Annotated in this window: 24 protein-coding genes and 1 pseudogene; 9 read left to right on the forward strand and 16 right to left on the reverse strand. The window is 37.6% G+C overall.

The annotated features are described in order from the left end of the window. Nucleotides 1–107: 107 nt before the first annotated feature. Nucleotides 108–527, forward strand: coding sequence for a Thoeris anti-defense Tad2 family protein (locus BMZ58_RS03795; RefSeq protein ID WP_075035238.1), 420 nt, complete (start codon nucleotides 108–110; stop codon nucleotides 525–527). Between the two features lie 163 nt (nucleotides 528–690). On the opposite strand, the gene rnr is transcribed toward BMZ58_RS03795, so the two are convergent. The 3 genes from rnr to secG all read right to left on the reverse strand — a co-directional run bounded on the left by rnr (nucleotide 691) and on the right by secG (nucleotide 4,534). Continuing rightward, a complete protein-coding gene (gene rnr / locus BMZ58_RS03800; protein ID WP_075035239.1) occupies nucleotides 691–2,979 on the reverse strand; it encodes a ribonuclease R in 2,289 nt (762 codons plus the stop codon). A gap of 39 nt (nucleotides 2,980–3,018) precedes the next feature. Beyond that, nucleotides 3,019–3,762, reverse strand: coding sequence for an alpha/beta hydrolase (locus BMZ58_RS03805; RefSeq protein ID WP_075035240.1), 744 nt, complete (start codon nucleotides 3,760–3,762; stop codon nucleotides 3,019–3,021). Nucleotides 3,763–4,300: 538 nt separating this feature from the next. Further along, nucleotides 4,301–4,534, reverse strand: coding sequence for a preprotein translocase subunit SecG (gene secG, locus BMZ58_RS03810; protein WP_075035241.1), 234 nt, complete (start codon nucleotides 4,532–4,534; stop codon nucleotides 4,301–4,303). Nucleotides 4,535–4,791: 257 nt separating this feature from the next. On the opposite strand from secG, the gene BMZ58_RS03815 reads away from it, so the two are divergent. The 6 genes from BMZ58_RS03815 to ytzI all read left to right on the forward strand — a co-directional run bounded on the left by BMZ58_RS03815 (nucleotide 4,792) and on the right by ytzI (nucleotide 10,632). Continuing rightward, on the forward strand, nucleotides 4,792–5,541 hold the full coding sequence (locus BMZ58_RS03815) for a DeoR/GlpR family DNA-binding transcription regulator (RefSeq protein WP_075035242.1): 750 nt from the start codon (nucleotides 4,792–4,794) through the stop codon (nucleotides 5,539–5,541). Further along, nucleotides 5,538–6,461: a 1-phosphofructokinase gene (gene pfkB / locus BMZ58_RS03820; RefSeq protein ID WP_075035243.1), complete on the forward strand. Its 924-nt coding sequence runs from the start codon at nucleotides 5,538–5,540 to the stop codon at nucleotides 6,459–6,461. Before BMZ58_RS03815 ends, pfkB begins: the two co-directional genes overlap by 4 nt. Before the next feature lie 5 nt (nucleotides 6,462–6,466). After that, the gene (locus tag BMZ58_RS03825) at nucleotides 6,467–8,341 is read left to right on the forward strand and encodes a PTS fructose transporter subunit IIABC (protein ID WP_075035244.1); all 1,875 of its coding nucleotides are present in this window, start codon (nucleotides 6,467–6,469) and stop codon (nucleotides 8,339–8,341) included. A 54-nt stretch (nucleotides 8,342–8,395) separates the two neighbouring features. Further along, a complete protein-coding gene (locus BMZ58_RS03830) occupies nucleotides 8,396–8,662 on the forward strand; it encodes a phosphocarrier protein HPr (protein ID WP_075035245.1) in 267 nt (88 codons plus the stop codon). A gap of 4 nt (nucleotides 8,663–8,666) precedes the next feature. Next, complete coding sequence (gene ptsP, locus BMZ58_RS03835) at nucleotides 8,667–10,385, forward strand: phosphoenolpyruvate--protein phosphotransferase (RefSeq protein WP_075035246.1); 1,719 nt, start codon at nucleotides 8,667–8,669, stop codon at nucleotides 10,383–10,385. Nucleotides 10,386–10,449: 64 nt separating this feature from the next. Further along, nucleotides 10,450–10,632, forward strand: coding sequence for a YtzI protein (ytzI, locus tag BMZ58_RS03840; protein WP_244151488.1), 183 nt, complete (start codon nucleotides 10,450–10,452; stop codon nucleotides 10,630–10,632). A 13-nt stretch (nucleotides 10,633–10,645) separates the two neighbouring features. Here the strand turns inward: ytzI and BMZ58_RS03845 are convergent, their stop codons facing one another. The 9 genes and pseudogenes from BMZ58_RS03845 to BMZ58_RS03885 form a co-directional block, all read right to left on the reverse strand. Then, complete coding sequence (locus BMZ58_RS03845) at nucleotides 10,646–11,236, reverse strand: nitroreductase family protein (RefSeq protein ID WP_075035247.1); 591 nt, start codon at nucleotides 11,234–11,236, stop codon at nucleotides 10,646–10,648. 13 nt (nucleotides 11,237–11,249) lie between these two features. Beyond that, complete coding sequence (locus tag BMZ58_RS03850; protein ID WP_244151489.1) at nucleotides 11,250–11,840, reverse strand: YdcF family protein; 591 nt, start codon at nucleotides 11,838–11,840, stop codon at nucleotides 11,250–11,252. Between the two features lie 87 nt (nucleotides 11,841–11,927). Beyond that, nucleotides 11,928–12,038, reverse strand: a pseudogene (locus BMZ58_RS21415) (hypothetical protein); the annotation flags it as partial. A 435-nt stretch (nucleotides 12,039–12,473) separates the two neighbouring features. Then, complete coding sequence (locus tag BMZ58_RS03860) at nucleotides 12,474–13,097, reverse strand: hypothetical protein (protein WP_075035248.1); 624 nt, start codon at nucleotides 13,095–13,097, stop codon at nucleotides 12,474–12,476. Between the two features lie 328 nt (nucleotides 13,098–13,425). Next, nucleotides 13,426–13,692, reverse strand: a complete 267-nt coding sequence (locus BMZ58_RS03865; RefSeq protein WP_075035249.1) for a hypothetical protein — start codon at nucleotides 13,690–13,692, stop codon at nucleotides 13,426–13,428. A 116-nt stretch (nucleotides 13,693–13,808) separates the two neighbouring features. Next, complete coding sequence (locus tag BMZ58_RS03870) at nucleotides 13,809–14,288, reverse strand: restriction endonuclease (protein ID WP_075035250.1); 480 nt, start codon at nucleotides 14,286–14,288, stop codon at nucleotides 13,809–13,811. Between the two features lie 116 nt (nucleotides 14,289–14,404). Next, nucleotides 14,405–14,641: a hypothetical protein gene (locus BMZ58_RS03875; protein WP_075035251.1), complete on the reverse strand. Its 237-nt coding sequence runs from the start codon at nucleotides 14,639–14,641 to the stop codon at nucleotides 14,405–14,407. A gap of 21 nt (nucleotides 14,642–14,662) precedes the next feature. Continuing rightward, the gene (locus BMZ58_RS03880; protein ID WP_167360020.1) at nucleotides 14,663–14,947 is read right to left on the reverse strand and encodes a hypothetical protein; all 285 of its coding nucleotides are present in this window, start codon (nucleotides 14,945–14,947) and stop codon (nucleotides 14,663–14,665) included. 96 nt (nucleotides 14,948–15,043) lie between these two features. Then, the gene (locus tag BMZ58_RS03885) at nucleotides 15,044–15,307 is read right to left on the reverse strand and encodes a hypothetical protein (protein WP_075035253.1); all 264 of its coding nucleotides are present in this window, start codon (nucleotides 15,305–15,307) and stop codon (nucleotides 15,044–15,046) included. An 876-nt stretch (nucleotides 15,308–16,183) separates the two neighbouring features. On the opposite strand from BMZ58_RS03885, the gene BMZ58_RS03895 reads away from it, so the two are divergent. Beyond that, complete coding sequence (locus BMZ58_RS03895; protein ID WP_075035255.1) at nucleotides 16,184–17,821, forward strand: S-layer homology domain-containing protein; 1,638 nt, start codon at nucleotides 16,184–16,186, stop codon at nucleotides 17,819–17,821. Between the two features lie 16 nt (nucleotides 17,822–17,837). Beyond that, on the forward strand, nucleotides 17,838–18,065 hold the full coding sequence (locus BMZ58_RS03900) for a DUF3006 domain-containing protein (RefSeq protein WP_279626120.1): 228 nt from the start codon (nucleotides 17,838–17,840) through the stop codon (nucleotides 18,063–18,065). Nucleotides 18,066–18,947: 882 nt separating this feature from the next. Here BMZ58_RS03900 and BMZ58_RS03905 read toward each other — a convergent pair. From BMZ58_RS03905 to BMZ58_RS03920, 4 genes are all read right to left on the reverse strand, one after another. Further along, a complete protein-coding gene (locus BMZ58_RS03905; RefSeq protein WP_083412502.1) occupies nucleotides 18,948–19,595 on the reverse strand; it encodes a hypothetical protein in 648 nt (215 codons plus the stop codon). A 12-nt stretch (nucleotides 19,596–19,607) separates the two neighbouring features. After that, complete coding sequence (locus BMZ58_RS03910) at nucleotides 19,608–20,423, reverse strand: toll/interleukin-1 receptor domain-containing protein (protein ID WP_075035257.1); 816 nt, start codon at nucleotides 20,421–20,423, stop codon at nucleotides 19,608–19,610. A 473-nt stretch (nucleotides 20,424–20,896) separates the two neighbouring features. After that, nucleotides 20,897–22,777, reverse strand: coding sequence for a zinc-ribbon domain-containing protein (locus tag BMZ58_RS03915; protein WP_075035258.1), 1,881 nt, complete (start codon nucleotides 22,775–22,777; stop codon nucleotides 20,897–20,899). A gap of 248 nt (nucleotides 22,778–23,025) precedes the next feature. Next, nucleotides 23,026–24,915, reverse strand: a complete 1,890-nt coding sequence (locus BMZ58_RS03920; protein ID WP_075035259.1) for a hypothetical protein — start codon at nucleotides 24,913–24,915, stop codon at nucleotides 23,026–23,028. Nucleotides 24,916–26,211: the final 1,296 nt, after the last annotated feature.

The raw sequence follows: 26,211 nt of genomic DNA on the forward strand, positions 1-26,211 counted from the left end.
CATTTAGAAGAAACAAAAGTGAAAATTCTTTTGCATATATTGACAAGCTGCTTCATAGTATTTAAAATCCTCTAAGGTAAAATCAACGTAAGAAAGGATTAAAGACTATGAACTTTATGAAAGCCGCTCAGCTGTTAGATGAAGGTCATGCTTTGACACGCCAATCATGGAACAACTCAGGATATATAGTAAAAGACGAGCAGGGAAATATTAACTATTTCGACCATAACGAACCATCTATTTATCAACTCAAAACAGAAGATGCCCTGTCCGAAGACTGGACCAAAGCCGAAAAAGATCATTGGACGATTGTTTCTGTTTCTCATGATCGTGAATTGATGCAAGGCAAGCTCTTTATCTCTTACCAAATTTGTTCAGAAAATGAAGGGAATATCAGGAACAATCACATTGTAGAAAAAGATGAATTATCCCAATGGTCCCGATACGTCCATTTGGATCTGGCTACTTCTGCCCGCTATTTAAACGAACAGGATGTAGCCGTTGTCCAAAATACGCTCAGTGCATAAGGTTAGAGAATCAGAAAACGCGCGAGGAAGCTCGCGCGTTTTTTTATAGTTAATAACGGATTACAGCTATTTTATATTAGTTGTACCCTGGATATCCTAAACCCTTCCTCTTAATAACAGAACGTTCAAGTAGGTTTAGCTTCCCGAAATGAATATGATCTCATTATTTTTTCTTTTTACTTCCTTTTTTCGGGACACCTTTATTTCTATAAAAAGGCTTGTTGCCTTTTTGTTTATTTTTCTTTTTATCTTTTTTCCGTTCGGGGCCTTTAGACTTGATTTGTTTCGGTCTTTCCGGACGCGTTCGTTCCTTTCGTGGCTTCATCCCATCAATTTCGAAGTCGACGACCCGTTCTTCTATATTGACATTCGTTACACGGATGGTCACTTCATCGCCTATACGGAAAACATTACCTGTGCGCTCCCCAATCATTGCATACTGTTTTTCATGGTAGTGATAGTAATCATCGGTCAGTGTACTGACATGGACGAGGCCTTCGACTGTGTTCGGAAGCTCGACGAACATTCCGAAACTGGTAATAGAACTAATGACACCCTCAAACTCTTCCCCTATTTTATCTTGCATGAATTCTGCTTTTTTCAAATCATCCGTTTCACGTTCTGCATCGACTGCCGCACGCTCCATTTCCGACGAATGACGAGCAATTTCAGGCATCTGATCCTTCCAGTGCTTTCGTGTCTTATAATCCAATTTTTCTTCCACAAGATAAGTGCGGATCAAACGGTGTACGATTAAATCTGGATATCGACGAATAGGGGATGTGAAATGGGTATAAAAATCTGTCGCAAGCCCGAAATGTCCAAGACCTTGAGGATCATACTTGGCTTGTTGCATCGATCGCAACATCAGCTTGGAAATGATCATGTCCTCTTGTGTACCCTTCACTTCTTCCAGGACTTTTTGCAAGGCTTGCGGGTGTACATTGTCCGCAGAGCCTTTGACGACGTATCCCATATTCGCTACAAACTCGAAGAAATTTTGCAATTTATCTTCATCTGGATCCTGGTGAATACGGTGAATGAAAGGAACGTCCATCCAATGGAAGTGTTCTGCTACAGTTTCGTTTGCTGCAAGCATGAACTCTTCAATCAAACGCTCAGCAACAGAACGTTCACGTAAACGGACATCAACGGCTTTTCCTTCTTCATCGACTACAACACCTGCTTCCTTAAAGTCAAAGTCAATCGCGCCGCGCCCCATACGTTTTCCTCTTAAAATACTTGCAAGCTTCTCCATTTCACGGAACATCGGGACAAGGTCTTCATACTTCTTCATCAACTCAGAATCTTCATCTTCCAGAATGCTATTAACATCTTTATAAGTCATACGCTCATTCGTTTTAATCACACTTTGGAAAATTTCGTGATTGACAACCTCCCCTTGGGCATCGATTTCCATCTCACAAGTCAGAGTTAAGCGATCGACTTGTGGATTCAATGAACAAATCCCATTGGATAAACGGTGGGGAATCATCGGAATGACGCGATCAACTAAGTATACACTTGTCGCACGTTCACGAGCTTCCTTATCGATGGGGGACCCTTCTTCAACATAATAGGTAACATCGGCAATGGATACCCCGAGTTTGTAATTACCATTATCAAGCTTCTTGACCATGACAGCGTCGTCCAAATCCTTTGCGTCCGCACCATCAATTGTCACAATCGTTTCATCTCTTAAATCACGGCGATTTTTAATCTCATCCGGATTGATTTCATCAGGCGTATCTGCTGCTTGTTGTAAAGCTTCCTCTGGAAAATCCATTTTGATGCCATGTTTGTAGATGATTGAAATGATATCTATCCCTGGATCATTTTTATGACCAAGGATTTCAACGATTTCCCCTTCCGCACTCATTCGATCCTCAGGGAACTTCGTAATATTTACGATGACTTTATGTCCATCTATCGCACCGTTGGTTTGACCTTTAGGTATAAAAATATCGTTTGGAATCCGTTTATCATCTGCAATAACGAATCCGAAGTTACGACTAGACTCATATGTCCCTACAACTCTTGTAGTAGCTCTTTCTAAAATACGGATGACAGTACCTTCAGGGCGTGTTCCGTCTTCTTTTCGTTTCTCGATTCGAACGAGAACTTTATCGTTATTCATTGCTGAATGCAGGTCGGAGTGATGGATGTACACATCATCTTTGTCTTCTTCATCAGGAATGAGGAAAGCGAATCCCTTTGCATGCATTTGGATACGCCCACGGATCAAATTCATTTTCTCCGGAAGTCCAAACCTATTCTTACGGGTACGGACTAACTCCCCTTCTTCTTCCAACTCGTTCAGTGCCTTCATGAGAACTTTGAATTCATTGGAACCGTTAAGCTCCAACGTTTCTTCGAGCTCTTGTACAGATAGTGGTTTTGAAACAGTTTCTTTAAAATAATCCAATACTTGTTGCTTTATTTCTGTGCTCATTGCCTTACCTCCTTATAAATGAAGGACAAGACTCTAAAATCAGGACCAATCCAGGGATTCAAGGAATTCGAGAATATCCTCATGCAATTGTTCTTTTTCCTTGTCCATCGTGATCACATGACCAGAGTTTTTGTACCATTTAATATCTTTTTGATCTGCTTCTACTTCTTCGTATATATAGTTTGCACTTTCTGTGTTAATCATTTCATCATTTTCTGCTTGAACAACAAAAGTAGGCGTATATATCTGGTCGATTTCATCATGAACTTCCGTGATGAAGCCACCTAATTGCTTGAACATCTCCTCTGATTCATTAAGAAGCTCCTGGACTTCCTGATCAATCGTATCTTTATCTTTTCCTTCTAATTGTTTATACTGCCTTGCTTTGAATTCAAACCCTTGGGTCAACTGTTTTTCATTATCAAAAAACATCGGGGAACACATCGTTACAATACCTTTGATTGGTTCCGAATACGCTAGTTTCAATCCAAGGACTCCTCCAAGTGAGAGTCCAGCGACAGCGATTTTTTTGTAACCAAGCTCATGCAAGTGGTTCATAGCTTCTTGAACATCTTTCCACCAGTCTTCTGGTCTTGCTTCGATCAAAGCTTCGAGTTCTTTTCCATGCCCTGCATATATTGGAGCATGGGTTGTGTAGCCGTGTTTTTGTAAAAAGCGACCGAGCATCCGCACATCAGCAGAATGACCAGTGAATCCATGTAGTAACAATACCGCACGTTCTCCTTCTTCAAACGTAAACGGCTGGGGTTGTTTAATTTTCATGACATTCTCTCCTTACTTCATCTATGTCCTTAATTTGAAATAGTATTCTTATCCACAATGTATTCTATTTTACCAAATTTAAGTTTTCCTGCCACTTTTTACGTTCAAACCTCTATTTATGACTCAGCAATGATTATTAAACAATATGGCAGTATGCCGGAAGACTCGATTTCGAGACTTTTATTGCGAATAAGGGTCGGTGGGGGATAAGTCGCTTTCCGCGGGGAAGACGGCAAGCCTCCACGGTAACTTCATAGCTCGAAGAGGCTCACCGCCCGCCCCACGGAAAGTGTTCTAATGTGGAACCGCCCCGGGAGACACGACTGGCATAAGCAGAACATCAACGGAATGGCATTTTTATTCCTTTATGTTCTGCTTATGACGCGAGTGTCTGGGCGATGGAACTGGACGAACCTTTTCCCGTAGACGCTAAACTCCCCCTAAAGTCTTTGAAACGGAGTCTTCATGAATAGAGAGCTTATCTTGAAGAGATAAAAAAAACCGCGCTTCTGTTTTTCTCAGAAGCGCGGTTTTTTTATTAACCAAGAATATATGCAGACAAAAAGGCTAATACAAAGAAAAGAACACCAGTAACAATTGTGGCCTTATGCATTACAGCGTCAATTCCACGGGCTTTTTGTTTTCCGAATAATTGTTCCGCTCCACCAGAAATAGCTCCTGAAAGACCGGCACTTTTCCCGGATTGTAATAAAACAAGTACAATCATTGCAATAGTATCAATCGCCAACAAAGTAATTGCGAGTGTTTCCATGATGTGCCAACACCTCCTAAAGACGTACAAATAACTAGTTTAAATGTAGCATAAAAGCGTTTCATCAGCAACCTAATATCACCTATGTGAAAGATATTCTAATCACCAACTATTTGATTGATTGTTTATGAATGTTTTTGATAGATTATGCTTGAATGTGAAAGGGTTTTCTTTTATCATAGAATTAGTTAATAAATGAGGGGAGCATGAATTTCTTTTATCATAGAATTAGTTAATAAATGAGGGGAGCATGAATCATGCTTACACCAGAGAGACAACAACTCATTATAAAAACTGTCAAAAACGATCATACAGCAAAAATAAAACAGTTGGTGGAGGTTACTGGCGCTTCGGAATCTACTATTCGCCGTGACCTGGACCAATTAGAAGAGCAAGGGTTGTTACGGAGAGTACATGGTGGTGCATCTATAAGGAACCCAGCGAGCGAAGAGTTATCGATGGGAGAAAAAATAACTAAATATCACAAAGAAAAGCAGGCCATCGCTAAATTTGCAGCTTCTCTTGTCAAAGATGGAGACTGTATTTTCATTGATGCAGGTTCCACGACATATGAAATGATCCCCTTTTTAAAAGGGAAGAATATCATGGTCGTTACAAACGGTTTAAGTCATCTCGATGCCTTGAATGAAAACAAAGTTATGACTTATGTACTTGGAGGGCTAGTAAAACATCAAACGGGAGCCGTTGTTGGCCCTGGAGCCATAAAGAACTTGCAGCAATATCGCTTTGACCAATGTTTCATAGGGGCAAACGGCGTGACGGTAGAAGATGGATTCACTACACCAGACCCTGAGGAAGCTGCCATCAAACAAACAACTTTAAACCTATCAAGAAAACGATATATATTGGTTGATCACTCTAAGTTTAATGAGGTTGCTTTCTTGAGATTTTCCGATTTGTCTGAAGCGGAAATCATTACAAATTATCAAGGAAAGTCAATGGATGACTACTTGAAAAAGACGAATATAAAGGTTGTGACAACATGATATACACATGCACGATGAATCCTTCCATTGATTACATCATGAATGTGGAGGCATTCGAAGCAGGAGATTTGAATAGAGCCACCCAAACATATTTTTACCCGGGCGGAAAAGGGATCAACGTTTCCCGTGTCGTTTCACGGTTTGATGTCCCAACAAAAGCGCTTGGCTACAACGGTGGTTTTACAGGTGCTTTCATCAAAGAATTTCTTGATAAGGAAAAAATCCAGCACCAATTTATCGATACATCCCAGACCACCAGAATTAACGTCAAGTTGAAGAGCACAGAGGAAACGGAAATCAATGGCCCAGGGGCAGAGATATCCGAAGAACTTCAGAAAGAGTTACTGGACCAAATCAAGCTTTTATCCAATAAAGATACTCTTGTACTGGCAGGGAGCCTCCCTTCTTCCCTTCCTACTGATTTTTATGTGCAAATGACCTCTCTCTGTAACAAACAGGGAGTAAAAGTGGTCGCAGATACATCAGGGGGAGCTTTAGAACAACTGCTTGGTCATCCTCTCTTCTTATTAAAACCGAACCATCATGAACTCGGTGAGTTGTTCAATGTAACCATCGATTCTAAAGAAAAAGCAGCTGAGTATGCACAGAAACTAGTAGACAAAGGCGTGGAACATGTCATTGTTTCCATGGGAGGTCAGGGAGCAGTTTATGTCGGCCAAAACAAGAAGCTCTACGCAAACGTCCCTGAAGGAAAAGTGAAAAATTCCGTAGGGGCAGGAGATTCAGTTGTCGCAGGATTCTTATCTGCATTAGAAAAGGAAGAAACACTGGAAACCGCTTTTCAATATGGAGTCGCTACTGGAAGTGCTACCGCTTTCCAAGACGATTTATGCAAGAAGGAAGATGTCGAAATCCTTCTCAGTCAAATTCACATATACAACATGAGTAAAGGGGAGTGAACAAAATGAAAATTACAGATTTATTGACAAAAGACACCATCCTTTTAAATATGTCAGCCGCATCTAAGCCTGAAGCGATTGATGAACTTGTAGGAAAATTAGATGGTGCCGGAAAACTTAAAGATCGTGACGCATTTAAGCAAGCCATCAATGATCGTGAAGCCCAAAGTACCACTGGAATCGGAGAAGGAATCGCCATTCCACATGCGAAGACATCAGCGGTCGATACCCCTGCTATTGCATTTGGTCGATCACAGGAAGGGCTTGATTATGAATCCCTGGATGGACAACCTACCAACCTATTCTTCATGATCGCAGCTTCTGAAGGTGCAAACAACACGCATTTAGAAACATTATCTCGCCTTTCTTCCTTCTTAATGGATAATAAATTCCGGGAGAAATTGGAAGCTGCCAAAACGGAAGCAGATGTTATCGAAGCGATTAACGCAAAAGAAGCAGAAGAAGATGATGATGAAGAGACGGCAGATCAGCCGGCAGGAAAGATTTTGGCCGTCACTGCATGTCCAACCGGTATTGCACACACCTTTATGGCCGCTGATAAATTGAAAGCTACGGCTAAGGAAATGGGTGTGAACATTAAAGTACAAACCAATGGCTCTGGCGGAATTAAGAACCGACTGACAAATGAAGATATTGCAGAAGCAGACGCTATCATCGTTGCAGCTGATACGAAAGTCGATATGGAACCGTTCAATGGCAAGCCTGTTATTGAAGTTCCTGTCGCAAAAGCGATTCACGAACCAAAAGAACTGATTAATAAAGCCGTAAATAAAGATGCCCCTCTATATCAAGGCGGAGGGAGCAATAAAGAATCATCTGATGAAAAAGGTCAGCGTAAAGGTGTTTATAAACACTTGATGAACGGTGTTTCTAATATGCTTCCTTTCGTTGTCGGCGGAGGAATACTTATTGCCATTTCCTTCTTCTTCGGTATTGAGTCAGACAACCAGTTTGCACAAATGTTAAGTACAATCGGTGGGGATGCAGCCTTCTTCCTACTCGTCCCTGTATTGGCCGGTTTCATTGCGATGAGTATTGCTGACCGTCCTGGTTTTGCTCCTGGTATGATCGGTGGTTTTATTGCTATTACGCAAACGGTTGAAGGTGCGGGTAACGGTTCTGGTTTCTTAGGCGGTCTGATTGCCGGCTTCTTAGCTGGTTATTTGACACTGCTTATTAAAAAATGGTTAGAAGGTCTACCTGCAATTCTTGATGGTATGAAAACCGTCCTTTTCTATCCGGTCCTTGCGATTTTCGGAACAGGTATGATCATGTTACTGATCAACCCTGCGTTGACTAGTGTTTACACAGCTCTATTCGGGTTCTTAGAAAGTATGAGTGGTTCAAATTTAGCTTTGCTTGGATTGATTGTCGGTGGAATGATGGCTGTTGATATGGGAGGTCCTGTTAACAAAGCCGCATACACATTCGGAATTGCCGCTCTGGATGCTGGGAACTATACGTTTATAGCAGCAGCTATGGCAGGGGGAATGGTCCCACCATTAGCGATGGCCTTAGCTACAACATTTTTCAAAAATAAATTCACAGATCAAGAAAGAGAAACGGGTAAAGCAGCCTATCCACTTGGAGCATTTTTCATCACAGAAGGTGCGATTCCCTTTGCTGCTGCCGACCCAGGACGTGTCATTCCATCTATGGTAGCTGGTAGTGCCTTAACAGGGATGCTGACAATGCTATTTGGAATCGGCTTACGAGCTCCTCATGGTGGTATTATCGTTGCTCCACTCGTCGAAGGCGGCTTCATGCAAATCGTCCTTTATCTTGTGGCAATTATTGCCGGATCTATTCTTGGTGCAATTATTGTAGGATTCTTGAAAAAAGACCTGCGAAAGGCTTAAAATAATAAAGTTAGGGTAACTCAATGATAAGATATTTTTTAAGGAGGAATTATAATGGTAGAAGTAACTTTTAAAATCACATCGTCAGACGGTGTTCACGCTCGTCCTGCAACAGTACTGGTACAAAATGCAGGTAAATATGAGTCAGATATCAATCTTCACTACAAAGAGAAATCAGTCAACCTGAAATCGATCATGGGAATCATGAGTCTTGGGATTCCAGCTGATGCTGAGGTTAAAATCACAGCAGAAGGCAGTGACGAACAAGAAGCAATCGATCATTTAGAAACAACGATGAAGAACGAAGGCTTGGGGGAATAACAGCATGACACAGCTTCAAGGAATAGCAGCTTCCAGCGGTATAGCCATTGCAAAGGTCTACCGCTTGGAAGCACCTGACCTTTCTTTCAGTAAGAAAGATATAGAATTACCCGAACAAGAGGTCAAACGACTACATGATGCTCTGGATACGTCTAAATCAGAGCTTGAGAAGATCAAAGAACATACAAGAAAATCATTAGGAGATGAGCATGCAGAAATTTTCTCTGCTCACCTATTGGTGTTGAGTGACCCAGAGTTGATTCAACCAATCGAAGATAAAATCAAGAGTGAAAACGTCAATGCAGAAGCAGCGCTTTCTGAAACAGCAAATATGTTCATCGACATGTTCAAAGGCATGGACAATGAATATATGCGTGAGCGTGCCGCTGATATCCAGGATGTGACGAAGCGTGTGATGGCACACTTGCTTGGTGTAACATTCCCGGATCCTGCACTGATCAATGAAGAAGTTGTCATCGTAGCTGACGATTTGACTCCTTCTGATACGGCTCAGCTGAATAAACAGTTCGTCAAAGGATTTACGACAGATATCGGTGGACGCACTTCCCACTCCGCTATCATGGCTCGTTCTCTAGAGATCCCTGCAGTTGTCGGAACCAAAAACATCACTTCCCAGGCAGGGAAGGATACGATGATTATTGTAGATGGAATCAACGGGGACGTTATCGTCGATCCTAGTGATGATCAGATCAATCAATACAAACAAAAACAAGAAGATTTCGAAAAACAGAAGGAAGAATGGGCGAAGCTGAAAGATGAAGCAACCGTCACTTCTGAAGGAGAACATGTAGAGCTTGTTGCTAATATCGGGACTCCTGACGACGTGGAAGGCGTCCTTAACAACGGTGGTGAAGGTGTCGGCCTATACCGCACGGAATTCCTTTACATGGGTAAAAGCCAACTTCCAACAGAAGAAGAACAGTTCGACGCCTACTCTTCTGTCCTGAAACAAATGGGTGACAAGCCTGTCGTTGTTCGTACACTCGATATCGGTGGAGACAAAGAGTTGGATTATCTGGATCTTCCAGAGGAAATGAACCCGTTCCTGGGTTACCGTGCCATCCGCCTTTGCCTGGAACGTGACGACATCTTCCGCGTCCAACTTCGCGCATTGCTTCGTGCTAGCGTACACGGTAACTTGAAAATCATGTTCCCAATGATTGCTACACTAGAAGAGTTTCGCCAAGCGAAAGCAATTCTAGAAGAAGAACGTACAAATTTGAAGAATGAAGGACAAGACGTCTCTAACGATATCGAAGTCGGTATGATGGTCGAAATTCCTGCTACTGCTGTCATCGCTCGTCAATTTGCCAAAGAAGTAGACTTCTTCAGCATCGGTACCAATGACCTTATTCAATACACCATGGCTGCCGACCGTATGAATGAGCGCGTATCCTACTTATATCAGCCATATAACCCAGCAATATTGAACTTGGTCAACAATGTTATTGAAGCGGCTCACGCGGAAGGCAAATGGGCTGGAATGTGTGGAGAGATGGCAGGAGATGAGATTGCAATCCCTATCCTTCTTGGACTTGGACTGGATGAATTCAGTATGAGCGCCACATCCATACTCCCAGCACGTACACAGATCAGAGACCTTTCTAAGAAAGAATTAGCTTCTTACAAAGATGAAATTCTTTCCATGGGCACTGCAGAAGAAGTTGTCGCTTTCGTAAAAGAAAAGACACAAATGAAGTAGTATTCTCGGCAATTCTATGGGAAAATAGGTGTGATCCAAAGACACCCTCTTTGGAGTATGTTCAATGAGAAAGAGATGTGTTTCCATGACTTTTACGGTTATCATGCTTGTATGTATCGCTATAGTCATTGGGATTGCTGCTATGTTTGGCATGGCTGTCTCTAAAGGTTATGACTATAAACACACTGTTGATCCGTTGCCAGATGAAGATCATCCTAAAGATGTTCATAAAAAAGCTGAAAGCTGACACTTAAATAGTGTCAGCTTTTTTCATTTCCATCAAAGATATGGAGTTTTTTATGAATGGGGGTTCTTCTTTTAGGAACTGGGATTCTTTTTGGGTAACCGATTTGCAGGACAGAAACCAGCTTATAGACCTTTGGATCTAAACCTATGTCTTCCGCGAATTGCGGATCGTGTAAGTAAGGACTAGTTGTCCATAATACACCTACATGCTCCTGCCAAGCCAATAACTGGAAGTTTTGAATATAAGCACAAACCGCTGCATAATCCTCTTCATACTTTCGTTGATCTTCATCCTTTTCCATGTAGATCAATGCATGATGCGGAATATTCCAAAGAAAGTCTTCAATCCCTTGCTCTAAGCGTGTTTGCTTATCCTGGTCATACCCTTCAAAAAATCCTTGCCTTCTATAACTCCTCAAAACGGATTCCACATAACTCTTTTTGCCATTCTCCTGGTAAAGCCGGATATTCCAAGGTTCTTTCATACGATGATTTGGTGCCCAGGCAGCCTCTGAAAAGAGGTATTCCATTGTTTTTGCTTCTACCAGGTTCCTTTTATATTCATGTATAGAACGACGACTTTGTATCGCCTCTAACAGCTCCATAAAAATCTTCCCCTCATAAAATCATCAACTTCGTTATTGGGTGACCAAGCCAGTATCCCCACTCTTTTAGAAAAAAAGGAACCTTCGTTTCCAGACTCTTATAAGCGGAATATTGAGTAGGTACACCTTTAACATTCATTCCTAGATTTTCAGCCATAGCGACTGCTCTTTTTAAATGAAATTGATCACTGACTAATAGGTAAGAATGAATGCTATTTTTCTTTGTCACTTCTTTAGCATTGGAAAGGTTTTCTTCTGTCACCACTGAAAGATCCTCATACAAAATATCTTCCTTTGGTATTCCCTTTTCAATGGCGTATTCTCTCCCTACTTCTGCTTCCGAAGAAACTGCATCTTCACTCTTTCCGCCTGTCAGGACCAAGTATTCGACGACCCCTTCTTCATAAAGCTCAATTCCTTGCTTTAATCGCCCTTCAAACACTGGGCTGGGTTTCCCGTTCCATTGCGCGGCCCCAAGAATAATAGCCGCATCCGCCTTATTTGATAATGGTGTCTCATCTCCATAGGTCCATATAGAATATCCCGTATACAGGCCATAAATAACCATTACAAATAAAGCAAACTTGATCAACCTTTTCATCATTGTTCGTTCTCCTACTCCTGATTGTATGCCTTTATCATATCATAGAAAAAAGCCCCTCTGAATCATCAGAGAGGCTCATTTTAAAACTTATTTATTCAAGTTGTAGAATGCTTTCTCGCCAGCGTAAGTAGCTGTTCCAAGCAACTGGTCTTCGATACGAAGAAGTTGGTTGTACTTCGCTACACGGTCGGTACTACTAAATAAAAAATAGCATAAAGCCTTCTATATCAACGTTTTCAAAGCATAATTACCCTGTTTATATGTGTTTGTATGACTAAGTACACAAGCACCTAAATTACCATTATTCAATATGTGTACGTCACAATTCAATTATATCAATACATCATACAAAAATAAAGAAATTGGAAGACGGACTTTTGATAATAATCGATCTCGATAAATCCATTAAAGAGCTTTCGTTTTTTGTTGCGGGCATACCGTAAAGCTTCTCAAACACTTAATGGTAAGTGAGAGGCCAAAATCAAACAATAAAAAACTCACCTATGGCGGTAGGTGAGTATCCCATTATAAGAACATTGTTCGTGGATTTTTAATTTTTCAATGGGACATTTACAACTATAACACAGTCGAACGTACGTTTCTATATTAAAGAGTTTCTTCTCTAAATAATGTTTATTCCTCGATTGTAGGCATCATAACTTCAATTTTATCTACACTGCTTACAATGTTAGTAGATAATTCATCAAACTTTTTATTAAACTCTAATAATGAACCAGTAGGGCTTTCTGCTAATGAAATAAATTCATTATAGTTAGCGTACAATTCAAGCGTTTCATCATAAACCTTCTGGAATTTTTCAGGTGGATCATTTAATTCCTTTAAATTACTTTCAATTTTAGAAGAAGCACTTTGCAATTCCTCTACCTTACCATTACCGTTATAGAAATTCTGAATGCCAATGATAACTGAATCAAAATCACCTCTAGTAGCAACTGGAAGGGGGTCATAAAAATCATATTTAAAATACTCTTCCATATCACTAATAGATATATCTAATACTGTTTGTAGGTCATCTTTTGTAATGTCACGTTCGATCGCCGTACTCCAAAATTGAGAATATATATTTAGCATTTCCTCAGCAGTAGCTCCACTATTTACGATGTCAGTTGAAATTTGTTCTAACTTTGCACCATACTCCGCTTCAGTCAAACCTTCCTCTTCTTTTGCACCTTGAGTTTCTTCCGCTCCACAACCAAATAGTAATAAGAGACAGAACAATATTAAAAACTTTTTCATTAGACTCCTCCCTTTTTATATCTATTTCTCCATAATAATTCCATATACCTCCTTCTATATGACTAAAAAACAAAAATGAGGCTACAATTTAATCTTGTAAGACATTACTATGCTTCATACTCTCCACGCCAATATTTATAACCTGAGCTGCTGCTATCGGTGGTTAGATACAACCAAAAACCATCTCTACTGTTTATAGCTATCATATCTTTTGTGGCATAGAGAGTTAGTCATAGGCTGCCCGATAAAACTACTTCCTGATTGGGTTAGTTTGGGATTTATCCAAACCAATAAAAAACACCCCTATTGGGGTGTTTAAATATAGATATTAATAATTAGATACAGTAATAGGATAAATAGACCTTCCGCTTTCTAGAGCTATTACATCTATATGTTTTGTTTCTTCGTTCAAAGTCAATATCCGATTTTTGTTCTCTGCAAATACAATATCAGAGGAATATAGATGATTGCCTCCTTTATCCTTCTGCACTATTCTCAAAGGAATTTCAGCGTAAACGGAAAGTGATCTGGCTTCAACTGGGGTATTACTTTTAATATACTCGCCTTGTTGATATTCAATTTGATGATTTTCCACGTTTATACACCCTCCCTTCTATTATACAATATTTCGATAAAAGGGAAATTATAACCTGCCTTAAGACAATAAAAAATATAAAATTAACTATGTAATACTAAGCTAAGTTCATCCCATTAGTTTAATTGTTTTTTAGTATTATTCTCTTCTTCATGAATCCAATCAATTAGCTGATACCTATCAACCAAGGTCGCATTATTGACTTTTGCTAATTTTTGAGCAGGTTTTGTAAAGTAGTTATTTGTTATAACCCAGCACTCATCAGCTTGATAGTAGCTTTTCGCAGAAACAACCTCTTGAACTGCTCCTACCCCAACCTTTTTAGCATATCTCTTTGATTGGACTACAATAGTATTTAAATTATCATCTAATATTAAATCAGCACCAAAATCACCGGATGAAAGAGTCATACGAACCTTGTATCCCCTAGACTTCAACAAAGCTTTAAGGTATTCTTCGAACATGATGCCGGACATATTGTCAACTTCAGCAATGGCTGCACTTCTAAGCTTCCGCAATCGTTCTTTCTCCCGTTTTTTCGCCTTAATCAAGACGTAGACGCTTGCTATTAATATAAACAGAACAAATACTTCCATATAAAAAGTCCACCTCCCACCCAACCCTCTAAAATGATTGTTCGACAAAGGAATACTTTTCCTTCTCCATATACCAATCTTAGATATCCGTGCCTGTTAAAACTGCATTTAGTTAACTACATTATGTCTATATCATTTGTGTCAAAATCAATTAATTCCGCATCTACTTGTAATAAATTGGCTAATCTCTTGGATAGTCCTCTATCCACATCTACCAGCCAACCTACAAGGTTGTGTTTTTCAACTAATTCCTTAACTCGTTCTTTTTCTTGAGAGTCTTTTATGTTTACAGTTACATCCGAAATCATAAAATAATCATCTTCGTAAGAATGATCAAGAAGGACTTCTATCAATTGATATACCACCTTTTTGTTTTAATTCTTAAACTTCTTTTCACTTAATTCTTTAAGTTTTTCCTTTTTAATTTTTGGATCTGTTACAAAATGAAAAGTGGCTCCTCCAATTGAATAAGGCTCATCGTACCAAAGACTTTTATTGATGGGTGTCCACCTGAAAAATTTATCATTAGTTCTTTCCTTAATAAATCGTGCAGCCTCTTGGAGACTTGAGCATTTTATTAAAAGTCTCTCCCCTTCATAAATAGTTACGGGGTATTCTCCCTGCTTAACTTGCGTGGGGGACTCCTTTTCCATATCCATCACCTCTAAACATACCTTTCGACAAGAGGTGATTTTTTCCTGCAACTATCTATCTAACTAAAGATATCCTGTAGTCTCTACTTTTCTGCTTAGTAGTCATTTCATTTTATTTGTAATATATGCACCAACTAAGCCTATTGTAAAGAAAACAATATAGAGTCCGTATTGATCAAGAACCCCTTCACCTTTAGCAAATTCGCTAGGGAAAAGGATATCATTAATGAAGAGAAATAAACTTGGACAGATCCCTCCATGAATTATATTGTTATTTTTAGAAATAAAGAATAGTAATCCCCCGCTGGTAAATGGGCCAATCAGAATTATCAAAAGTAATAATAAAACTGGTGTTTCATCATTCATAATCAACACACCCGCATATGAGACAATATAAAGCCAAACAAACCCAACCAAGTAAGACACTGGGGTATTTAATTTACTTTTTAAAATTCCACCCACCACCCTTTCTGACTGATTTATCTTATTCGATAGCAGAAAGGATATACCTTTAACAAATAAAGTGAATTAAGAAAATACTTCATATTATCTTTAACCTGTCGCCGATGATCAACTAATTGCATTGGTGAATTCCATTTATATAGCACACCTGTAAACCATCCCCCCTTCAGGAATTTCATATAATTACAGTTATGTGTGTATTTAAAATTGACCCAAACGCCCTTAAGTAACATCCCCTACTCCACTTTCAGATGAGGATAAACTACTAATTTATTACATAGCTAGGATAATATTCATTTTTATCTTTAACTGTGATTCTAACTATCTGGCTTTCACTTATATGCATTTGATGTCCAGTAAAATTGGATATGTTATTTGATTTGTTATCCCATTCATAATATTGGATTAAAAATATATCATCATGTACCTTTCGACATTCATTGAATTTGATTACATGTGTACCTTCTCTTTCTGGGAGTGTGAAATGTAGATAATAATTATAGTCGAATTCTGCTTTAACACGGAAATGATTGAGGAAATTGATAGAGGTTATTCTATTATACAACTTACGCACCTTCTTTTTTAAATATAGATAGGTAAATTATACCACATTTAATATGTATGAGTGCTTTAATTTACTGAAATTCAGACTCTCTTTAACCGCTAACCATTATGGATATACAATCAAATGAAAATATATAACCACACTCACATCCCTTACAAATGGTAGAATTATGTAATATACTTAATAACGAACACAATAATAAAGGAGGAATAATAGTGAAACAGCTTTTTTCTATTTTGCTTTCACTCGCATTTGTTTTCTCACTCAATAATACGAGTGTAAAAGCTAGTAGTTTTCCAGATTTAGAGCACGTCCCTTGGGCTAAAGAAGAAATCATTTACTTGACTGATGAAGGGATTATTAATGGTTTTCCGGATGGTACTTTCGGTCCCCAAATGGATGTGACAAGAGGACAGGTTGCAGTAATGCTTGTGAGAGACTTATTCCCTAATGCTAGTCCTACATCTACTCCCCCATTCACTGATCTATCTAAAGGGAAGTATTACTATAATGAAGTTGCAGTGGCGTATGAAAAGGGGATAATTAAAGGGTACGACAACAAAGTCCGTCCAACAGACCCTATTAGTCGTGCTGAAGCTGCTGTAATGGTTGATCGTGCCTATGACATTAAGAGAAATGGCTCTGTTAATGGCTTGCCAGACGCTCAAAATATCTCATGGGCTACAGGCAGTATTATGGACTTGTACTCTCAAAATATAATTAACGGAACACCAGATGGCAGCTTCAAGCCATATAAAGATATCACACGTGCTGAATTCGCTAAAGTCCTAGCAGCAACAATTGAGCCTTCATTCCGTTCTATGGATGATTTAGAAGTTCACTTCATTGATGTTGGACAAGGGGATAGTACATTAATAGAATCTCCATCTGGAAAGACAATCCTAATCGATGGTGGCCGTAAATCTGCAGGGGAAGAAATTGTAGATTACCTAGCTTCCTCAGGAATTGACAGTATCGATATAATGGTAGCAACTCACCCGGATGCCGATCATATTGGCGGACTAATTGATGTTCTTGAGCAAGTGGAAGTCAAGAAAGTAGTAGATAGCGGTAAGCCTCATACTACTGATACTTATATGGAATACTTAACTCTCATTGACCAGAAGAACATTCCATTTGAAACACCATCAGCAGGAGATTCCTTGAACTTGGATGATACTTTAGACATCAATGTACTTAACAGCTTGCATAGCTCAAGTGATAACAACGAGTCGTCTATTGTTTTGAAGGTATCTCATAATCAAATAGATTTCATGTTAACAGGCGATGCCTCTGTAGACATTGAACAGGAAATCATCGAGCAGTACGATGTTGAAGCTGAGATTCTTAAGCTGGGACACCATGGAGCATCAAATTCTACATCTTCTGCATTTGTAAATGCTGTTGATCCTGAGGTTGGTATTTTGTCTTATGGTCCTAACAGTTATGGGCACCCAGATTCTACCGTTGTAAACCGTATGTGGGATGCTGGAGCAACGTTATACTCAACTTGTGATGCAGGAACTATCACTGTAACTACGAACGGAAATAGTTACCATGTGGATGCTAGTCCATTTGACGGTTCTGATAATTGCGGAACAAATATTAATCCTGAACCAGAGCCTGAGCCTGAACCGACTCCAGATCCTGATCCACAGTATCCAATTAACGTAAACACAGCGGATTACGAAACACTTCAACTCATTAAAGGTGTTGGACCAGCAATCGCACAAAACATCATTGATTATAGAAATACCTATGGTCCTTTTACTTCCTATAATCAACTCTTAAATGTAAAATATATTGGTCCAGCAACTCTTGAAGAGATGAGACCATATATAACTCTGGGGTGATATTATTAAATACACAATTGATCGCTTTGAAGGAGATATTGCAGTCCTTTTAAAAAAGGGTGAAGAGAGTGTGCAAAAAAACGTTCCTAGAGAACACTTTACCGAAAATGTCTCAGAAGGAGATATAGTTCAAGAAATAACCATAGATTCTACAGTAGCTTATCGACCTCTTAAGCAGGAAACACAAAAAAGAAAGCAAAAAGCGGAGGATTTACTAAATAAAATCAAAAATAAAAAGAATTAGCTTTTAGGAATAGCAAAACCTCCTCCCTTTTTATTAAGTGCCGTGGAATAAAGATACAAATCTAATGGTTTTGACTTATCAATGACCTTCAATTAAAATTATAATTGTACCTATTCGTAAACTTGTCAGGGTCTAGGATGGGTATATTATAGCTTCACTCAAAGAAAAGGAGCGGTTAGTAAAATCTATACCGCTCCTTTTTAATATTAAGCCTCTACCGATTACTGTTCAGCAATACTCAAAGTCTCTTCTACCAAAAAAGCTTAAATTTAGGAAGGGTTTAGACTGATAAGTTTAATTAGCCATGTTGAATTATTTGTTTATTATCAACAAAATCTTTAAAAGTCTAAGCTCCAAGATCAACTTCACCTGTATCATCGTAAAATGGCATAAGATACTATTTGATAAGGTTTGCCAATTTTAATACTGAGAGAAAAAGGTGTCATGGCAGATGGTATATTAGAGAGAGGCGTAACAGGAATATATCTTCTTGAATTTGATTTAAGAATGATACTGAAGACTACTTAAAAAGCGAGAGATTTAGACAAATTATGGGAAAAATGGAATCATAAGTTAATCAAGTCTCTCAAAGCAAAGGTAAGCCGCCACAGTTATACAACAAATGAAAGACAATAGCTTAATGTATCCATTTCGATATTCATTTCCAAGGTATGATACTGACCAATACCCCATTTGTTTAGATACACAAAATCTTTTTAGTACATCACAACCTTAGTGAAGATATAAAATTAAAACAGCCACAATCCTTTTAATAAAAGGATTGTGGCTGTTAAAAGAATCTTTTTAGTAATGCTACTCACAATTTCATACAAAGGTATTTTTCTTTTAGTAGTTAAATAAACTGTAGACATTTTTAATAACTTATCGACCAATATCACTTGGGTAATTTTCTTCAACAATACTTATCCAGTCTGCTACTTGTTTCAACATTTCTTGAACTTGTTCTTTTGTCAGCCCTTCATCTTTAGCTCTAATCCAAATATCTTCCATAACCCTCGGGAGATTTTGAGGATAAGAGACACTATCGTGCCGCAATATATAGCTTAAAATTGGTTCTGCATTTTTTCCGCCCTGACCTTCATGAGATAAATGGCTAATATACCACCCGTCTTTATTACGGGTAATATTATACAAATCTTCGTGTCCCCATCTTCTAGTGTAGACTTTAAATTCAAATTTTTCATCTAAAGTAACATCTTCTGGGTCATCATTTGCATGTGGATCATCCAAATATTTCAACAAGTCTTCTATTGGATGGATGTGGTAATAAAAATCAGGATCTTCTGGTTGCATACCGCTATTTTCAATCATATATCTATGATGTTTAGGTTTAGGATTTAATTGCATATGTAGCTTATGACCTAAAAATCCCAATTCATTTATAATATCCTCCATACGGCTTGAAGGAATATTTGTTGGTTTATTTTTAAAATAATTCATTGCCTCATTATATAATTCTTGTATGCGCAATCGCATTTTTTCTTGCTCTGAATTTAATTTTACTTTCAAGTTAATTACCTCCTACCATGCATCAATATATGAGCGTAGTTCGACTTCTTCAAGTATTGATCGGTAATGATTATAGTTACTCTCACCGTAGTCTAATTCAAAATGTAAGATACGATTTTCATTTTTATGGAGTAATAAATCTAAATTATCCTGTTCTACTATTAAAGTTTGCTGTTGATTGTCCTTAAAATTAAAAATTATAGAATCTATCTTAATTCTATCCTGAGTAGGATTGATAACTCTTAAAGCAACGTCTAACTTCCCTTCCCTATTCCTACAACTTTCAATATTAGAAGTTGCATTCTCCATATTAACTTTTTCATCATAACCAATTTGATTTACATTTTGAACAGTAGATGTAACTAAATCTGCAAATTGCATCGTTGGTAATCCAGTTGTATTAAATTCGCTTTTTATGCCCTCAATAAATTCACTAAGCCTGTCTGTATCAGTTAATTTAAATGACATTTGATTTGGGTTGACAGCACCTGCTATCTCTTCAAACTCAAAGTTAGGAGTTAATATTGTGGTATAATTCTTATTCAAAATCCAACATGCTCCCATTTCATTTAAGCATGCGACACTATCGTAATAGTTTTTTGATAATACAAAGACAACACGTGCGTTCCTATTAATATTTTGAGCTAAATATTCATAGATATCTGAATCATTTGGAATATGGTACCCATAAAGTGAGCTACATACTATATTGGGGACATTTAAAGGGGTTAATAAATTTACTAGTTCTTTCACATATTCTTTATCTTTACTAGCATGGCTAATAAAAATTGTATCTGGAACACTATTTTGATTTTCTATTTCAGACATATCTACTTCTCCTTTAACCCTTTTCCTTGATATATATTATCCATGAATTTCTAATTTTCCACAATACTATTTTATAAGAAACATCTTTTGGGGCTATAAAACAGCAGCCTCTCATTCTCATAAACTACCCTTTACCAAGACTATTCTTAGGATAAATTTCACAAGTATTAACTATCAACTATAACAGAGTTATAATTAAAATAAAATTCATGTTTTATTTATAACCAACTCCTTTAGAAGACACTCATTGCGCCACTTAAGTAACTGTATATTTACTTTGAAGTAAGCGACCGCACACAATTCCATTATCGCTCGAATGAACTAACAAACCTCAATCTTCAACTCACAACATGACGCCACATTTATCTTAATACAAAAATATACTCTATAAATGCAGGAGTTAAATCAAATAAGAGTACAGGGCTACTCCTGTACTCTTACTAGATACGTTGTGCGTTGTGTTAAAGGTTATATTAACTTACAACCTTCCTTCTTCCAGAACAATAAGGACAGCCTCTGTTTAAACAATTACGATTATTAACCGTGGCTTCCCATTCATGACCTTTAGAGCAAACCCACCAAAAATACTTATTAGAATTTACTGCCACCTCTTTTGGGACCTTGTCATTTAGTTGGTAATTCCATTCTCTTGCAAGGTGGGGGTTGTTCTTTTCCAAGGAATTAAGGTCGCTAACCCTCCTCCCGCTACAGTCAGGACAATTGGTTCCCCTGCTCCTATGACCAAGAGTTGTTTTCCATTCATGTCCATACTTACAGATCCACCAAACTTTCTTATTAGAATAAGGTGAGAACTGCCCTAATGATAGCCCTTCGTTTTTTTCGCCATTCCATTCTTTCTCTAGGTGAGTTAGTTCATCTGTATTCTTTGTTTTCTTGAATTTTAAATACTGGCTGTATATCTTTACAGCGGCCTCTTGAGTATTGATCGAAAGTTCTTTGATCTTTTTTCTGTGTTTTTCACCCAAAGAAAACATTTCTTCAAAGCACTCAAACAACGCAGTGATGCATTGATCAAGACCTAATTCTTTCGAGTGATTAATAGTGCAAGCACTATAATACTCCATAAACGGAAGATTCTCTGTTCGTATTCTAAACAAAGGAACACACAGTTTTTTTAATATTCGATTTTTATTCTTGTCTCGTATTTGCTGCTCCATCCTTTTGTGCGTATATCCATCATACTCAATAGCGACATTCAACTCAGGTATATAGACATCTACTTCACATTTATTAGAACCTTCATTCATTTTATGTCTATTCTTGGCACTGCCAAAAATTTGTACTACATAAAAATAAATCGCTTGCTCCGCGAATGAAGTTTGGGTATAGATTTTACATTTAGGACACCCTTGTCCGGCAACCCTTTTGTTAACAGCTGTTTTCCACTCATGACCATGGTTACATACCCACCAAACTTTCTTCCCTGATCCAATTGATACCTCATATGGAGAAAGTAACCCATTTTTATTATGATGCCATTCTTTTAATAACTCCTTTCTTAGAGATCCTATTGAACTTTCTATAGTAACTTTTTTGTTTGAACAATAAGGACATCCTCTCCCTTTTGATCTATTGTTACAAGATGCTTTCCATTCATGACCAGATTTACAAATCCACCATACTTTTTTAGTGCTTCCGTAAGAAACATCAGAAGGTGACAGTACATTTTTCGTTGAATGCCATTCTTTAGCTATATCTGGATGAGTAATCTCAAGGGAATTTTCAGATAAGTTGTTTTCATTTTTACAAGTAGGACAGGGAGCACCATTAGTCCTACTTGCTATTTTCATCTTCCATTCATGACCATTAGAACAAATCCACCATACTTCTTTATTAGATCTTGGAGTGAACATGTTAGGAGAATCATTTCCATTTTTTTCATAATTCCATTCTAACGCAACATCTGGAAATAGCCCCATTAGTGACTCTTTTGGTACTACTTTTTTGCCATTGCAAAAAGGACAACCTGTTCCTCTTGTTCTATTACATACCCTTGCTTCCCAATGATGACCTTTCTCACAAATCCACCATAGCCGCTTACCTGAATTAGGTGCTAATTCTTCTGGATTAATACCTTCGTTTTTCATATAATCCCAAGTTTTCATTATACTTGGGTATAAAACACCGAAAGATTCCTCAGGCAAGACCCTTTTACCACTACAGTATGAACACCCTCTTCCTTTTAAGAAATCCTTACTGCTCATTGAAAACACATGGTTCTTAGGACATTGCAGCATAACCTTTTCAGTTCTGTTTTTCACCTCTGGGGAGAGAAGAGAGTACCCTCTCATTTTTAATTGTGCTAAAAACTCTTGATATTCCTTCTTATTCAAATTGGACACCATCCTTTTTTTATTTTGTTAGGATTGTGACCAATCTGCTCATGAAATATACACAAAGTATTTATTATTTCCAAAAAGTAAAGAACAAATACTCAATTAAACACTTTTTTTGTAAAATTCTCGATTAACATTATGTTTATATTTACGTTTCTTTATGTTTTAACCTAAGGTTAATCGAAAATTTCACTTTGCAATCTTTTATTACTTAGGCTTATGTTTTTCTACTATAAACTTTTAATTTATGTAATATCGTTTAATACTTCTTCATTTATAATTATAGTCGGATACCCCTTACATGGAATATCTAACTCTTCTTTAATAACCTTATTTAGTCTCTGTTTTACCATTCCATATTTGATACATACCTCACTCATAGTTCTTTTGATTTTAGTTTCAACTAATGATTTAGTTTCTTTCACAACTGGGTTCACATTTTTTATCACTTCAGTCTCAGTTGTCCAGCCCTTTTTCTCCACCAATTCCATAGTTACTCGTTCAATTGTCTTAACAAGTTGAGTATCTACTACCTTTTTATTTTTCATTTGGGGAAATACTCGATCAGCTTCCTCTTGACCTAGTGTACGCAGTATCATTTCTCGACTAAATGCTTTCATGGTAAAACCGCAATCTACGAACTCTATAGCTTTCTCTTCGCATTTACTTAGTGTTTCATGATTATATTCGGGAATTGAATAGTAAGTTGTTAAATATGTTTGATTTTTTTTAGCCGCTTCAAACTTCGCTTTCTTCAATAAATGTTCAGGTATTTCCTCTTCAGGCACCTTTTTTATAAGTCCTAGGTATGTAAGTAAGGCAATTCTGTCAGTCAACCTTCTAGCATTGATTCCAAGTGCCTTAGCAATATAACTTATACTAGAATAAAACAAGGGTGTACCAGTGATGTCTGTAAAATATTCCGTTTGCAGGTGTTTTCTGGAGAGAACCTGAAAGAATGTAAGTAGCTTTATGTACCTTTTTATTCTTTTATTTAATTCTGGATACAAACTTTCGATTTTCTTACCGTTTACTATGCGTTCATTATTTTCTAAGATTTTTCTTCTATCCTTTTTCCAATCACTTTCTATGTATTCTATTTTGTAAACTCTTTTAAGAAACTTCATCGATTGTTCTTCATTAAGACCTGTTAACTTTTGAGTTATAGTGATCATGGTGTAGCTAACACCACAATTACTACTCAAGCAGTTGTACACGTTTTTCTTATGTGATGTTTTGTTCTTCACTATACCTGCACTTGGGTTTTCATCATCATGGAAGATGCAATTAAAGCTATTACCACGAATCCCTAAATATTGATTCATATCACGTTCTTTAATGTATTGCCAGAGATCAGCATGGTTACTAACTCTCATCTCTTGAGGATTTAATATAGCCTGCAACGCTTCTACGTTTTGTTCTTTAATATACTTGAGGTTGTTTGTACCTTTTATTTCTTGTGTATTTACTTTATGTTCACTATTTGTATCCTTTAGGTTATCCTTTTTGTTTGATTGGTTCTTATTTTTTAATTCACAATTGGGTAGTTCACTTAATATTTGCTTAATGGAGTATCTATTTCCATTAAGCTCCAATAATTCTACCAAGAATCTTTCGTTTGGATTTTTGCACCAATAGGTGTTGGGAACTCTCATTAATCTGTTAGGGGTGGTAACAGCAGGATCAGCATCAAAGTAATTTATAAGTCCTTTTTGACACTCTTCAAACTCATCCCTCGTTGCTCCATCATTTAAAAACCAGTACACATGGTAACCTCTTCTCGTTTCAATAATGCAAGAGGGGTTGTAGACAAACTCTTGAACCTCCATAAGTTTTGAATATTTGTACTCAGTGATTTGGTTGTGTACGCTTGTTTCGAGCTTTTCATCAACTTCACAGTCTAGATCCATGAACACAGCATTAAATTTGTGGATACGTGCACTTTTGTAGCCTCCCGAGTTAACCACAAAGTATATTTCTCGGTTTTGAGCGTTATTATGTTCTATCTCTTCGACCACTCGTTTATAATCTCTTTCTACGGAACCTTTGCAATCAACGACATCGTTTTTCTTTTTTATGAATCGAAAGTTCGTACCCTTATCTCCATGTAATGCCTTGAAAAATTCTTTATGCATATGCATCCTCTCCTTATCCTCTTCTTTCGCAACACTCCTTTCATGTTTTGACCAATACAAAAAAGCTAACAGCTATTAAACGATTAGTTAAACTAACACCATCCCACTTCCCATTGGACATACTTCACCCAAGAGTAATGTTGATAGTGATTCAGTTTGTTCATTTACGTTTTGAGCTGTTAGCTCTTTTTATGTTTTAAATTGGTTTATGTTTGTGTTGCATGTATCACTTTACAACACCTCTAGTAGTCTGTCTAAATTACTTGCACCTGCGAAAAATATTTTTTAGTACGTAGAACAGCTTTAAGTCAAGTCGTGGTTTTAGTGTCATAGATAGGTTCTTTATGAATTTATAGAGCCTATTAGTGACACTAAAACTATAGCCATCAGTAGCTGGATATTATATAGGTGATACTACTTAGATTGTAAAACACACGCCTACCTTAATTAGTTATCAGTAATTAATAATCATAGACTTTATATCTTCTATTTACTAAAGGGTTTATCTGATTACCACAACACATTTTCCAGTTTTTTCCCCTCCATATGCCACTGCAGCAGCTGAAGTCAAGTCGTGGTTTTAGTGTCATAGATAGGTTCTTTATGAATTTATAGAGCCTATTAGTGACACTAAAACTATTAAGCTAGAGCATAGACGTATATTCTATGTATCTCCATTAAAGAAATTGAAGTACACAAAGAACATTTCAATTAGGCATAGATGGCATTTAAAAAATGTAGGCTTCGGCAGTCGGGGCTATACATCAATTCCTGTATAAATACAAATTTACATGGAGCAGTGGGTTCGTTAGGCTGAGTAGCCTGCATCCCCCTACTGGCTCCACTGCAAAAACTCATAACCAAAAAGGCCCATATCAAGATATTCTGGGATAGAATGAACTGCCCCCCATATATTGAATACCATCCCTACATTCCTTGATTTCCAAATACCAATTCTGTCAACAAACTCAACCCTCTCTCATAGCAAAAAATTAAACTGTTATAGGGCTTATCTTTCTACATATCCTCATCCACATATTGTATTCACATCTATTTTCTTGGAAATGGCTGATTTGTATTTAGAGGTGCTGAGTGTTTGAGGAAAATCATGCGTAACGTATTGCCGAATATACCACCTTTCTATTTTGACACATGTTTTTGAGACACTATACACCTTATCAAACCAGATAGCACAGAGTGTCTAAATTGGGTGTACATAAATGAGACGATATCGCTTACTCTTTTGTATACTTTTATCTTAAGTCTACTTCAACTAATCTTAAGTATTTTAAGGAA

The sequence above is a fragment of the Halobacillus dabanensis genome, assembly GCF_900114165.1.
GTDB lineage: Bacteria > Bacillota > Bacilli > Bacillales > Halobacillaceae > Halobacillus > Halobacillus dabanensis.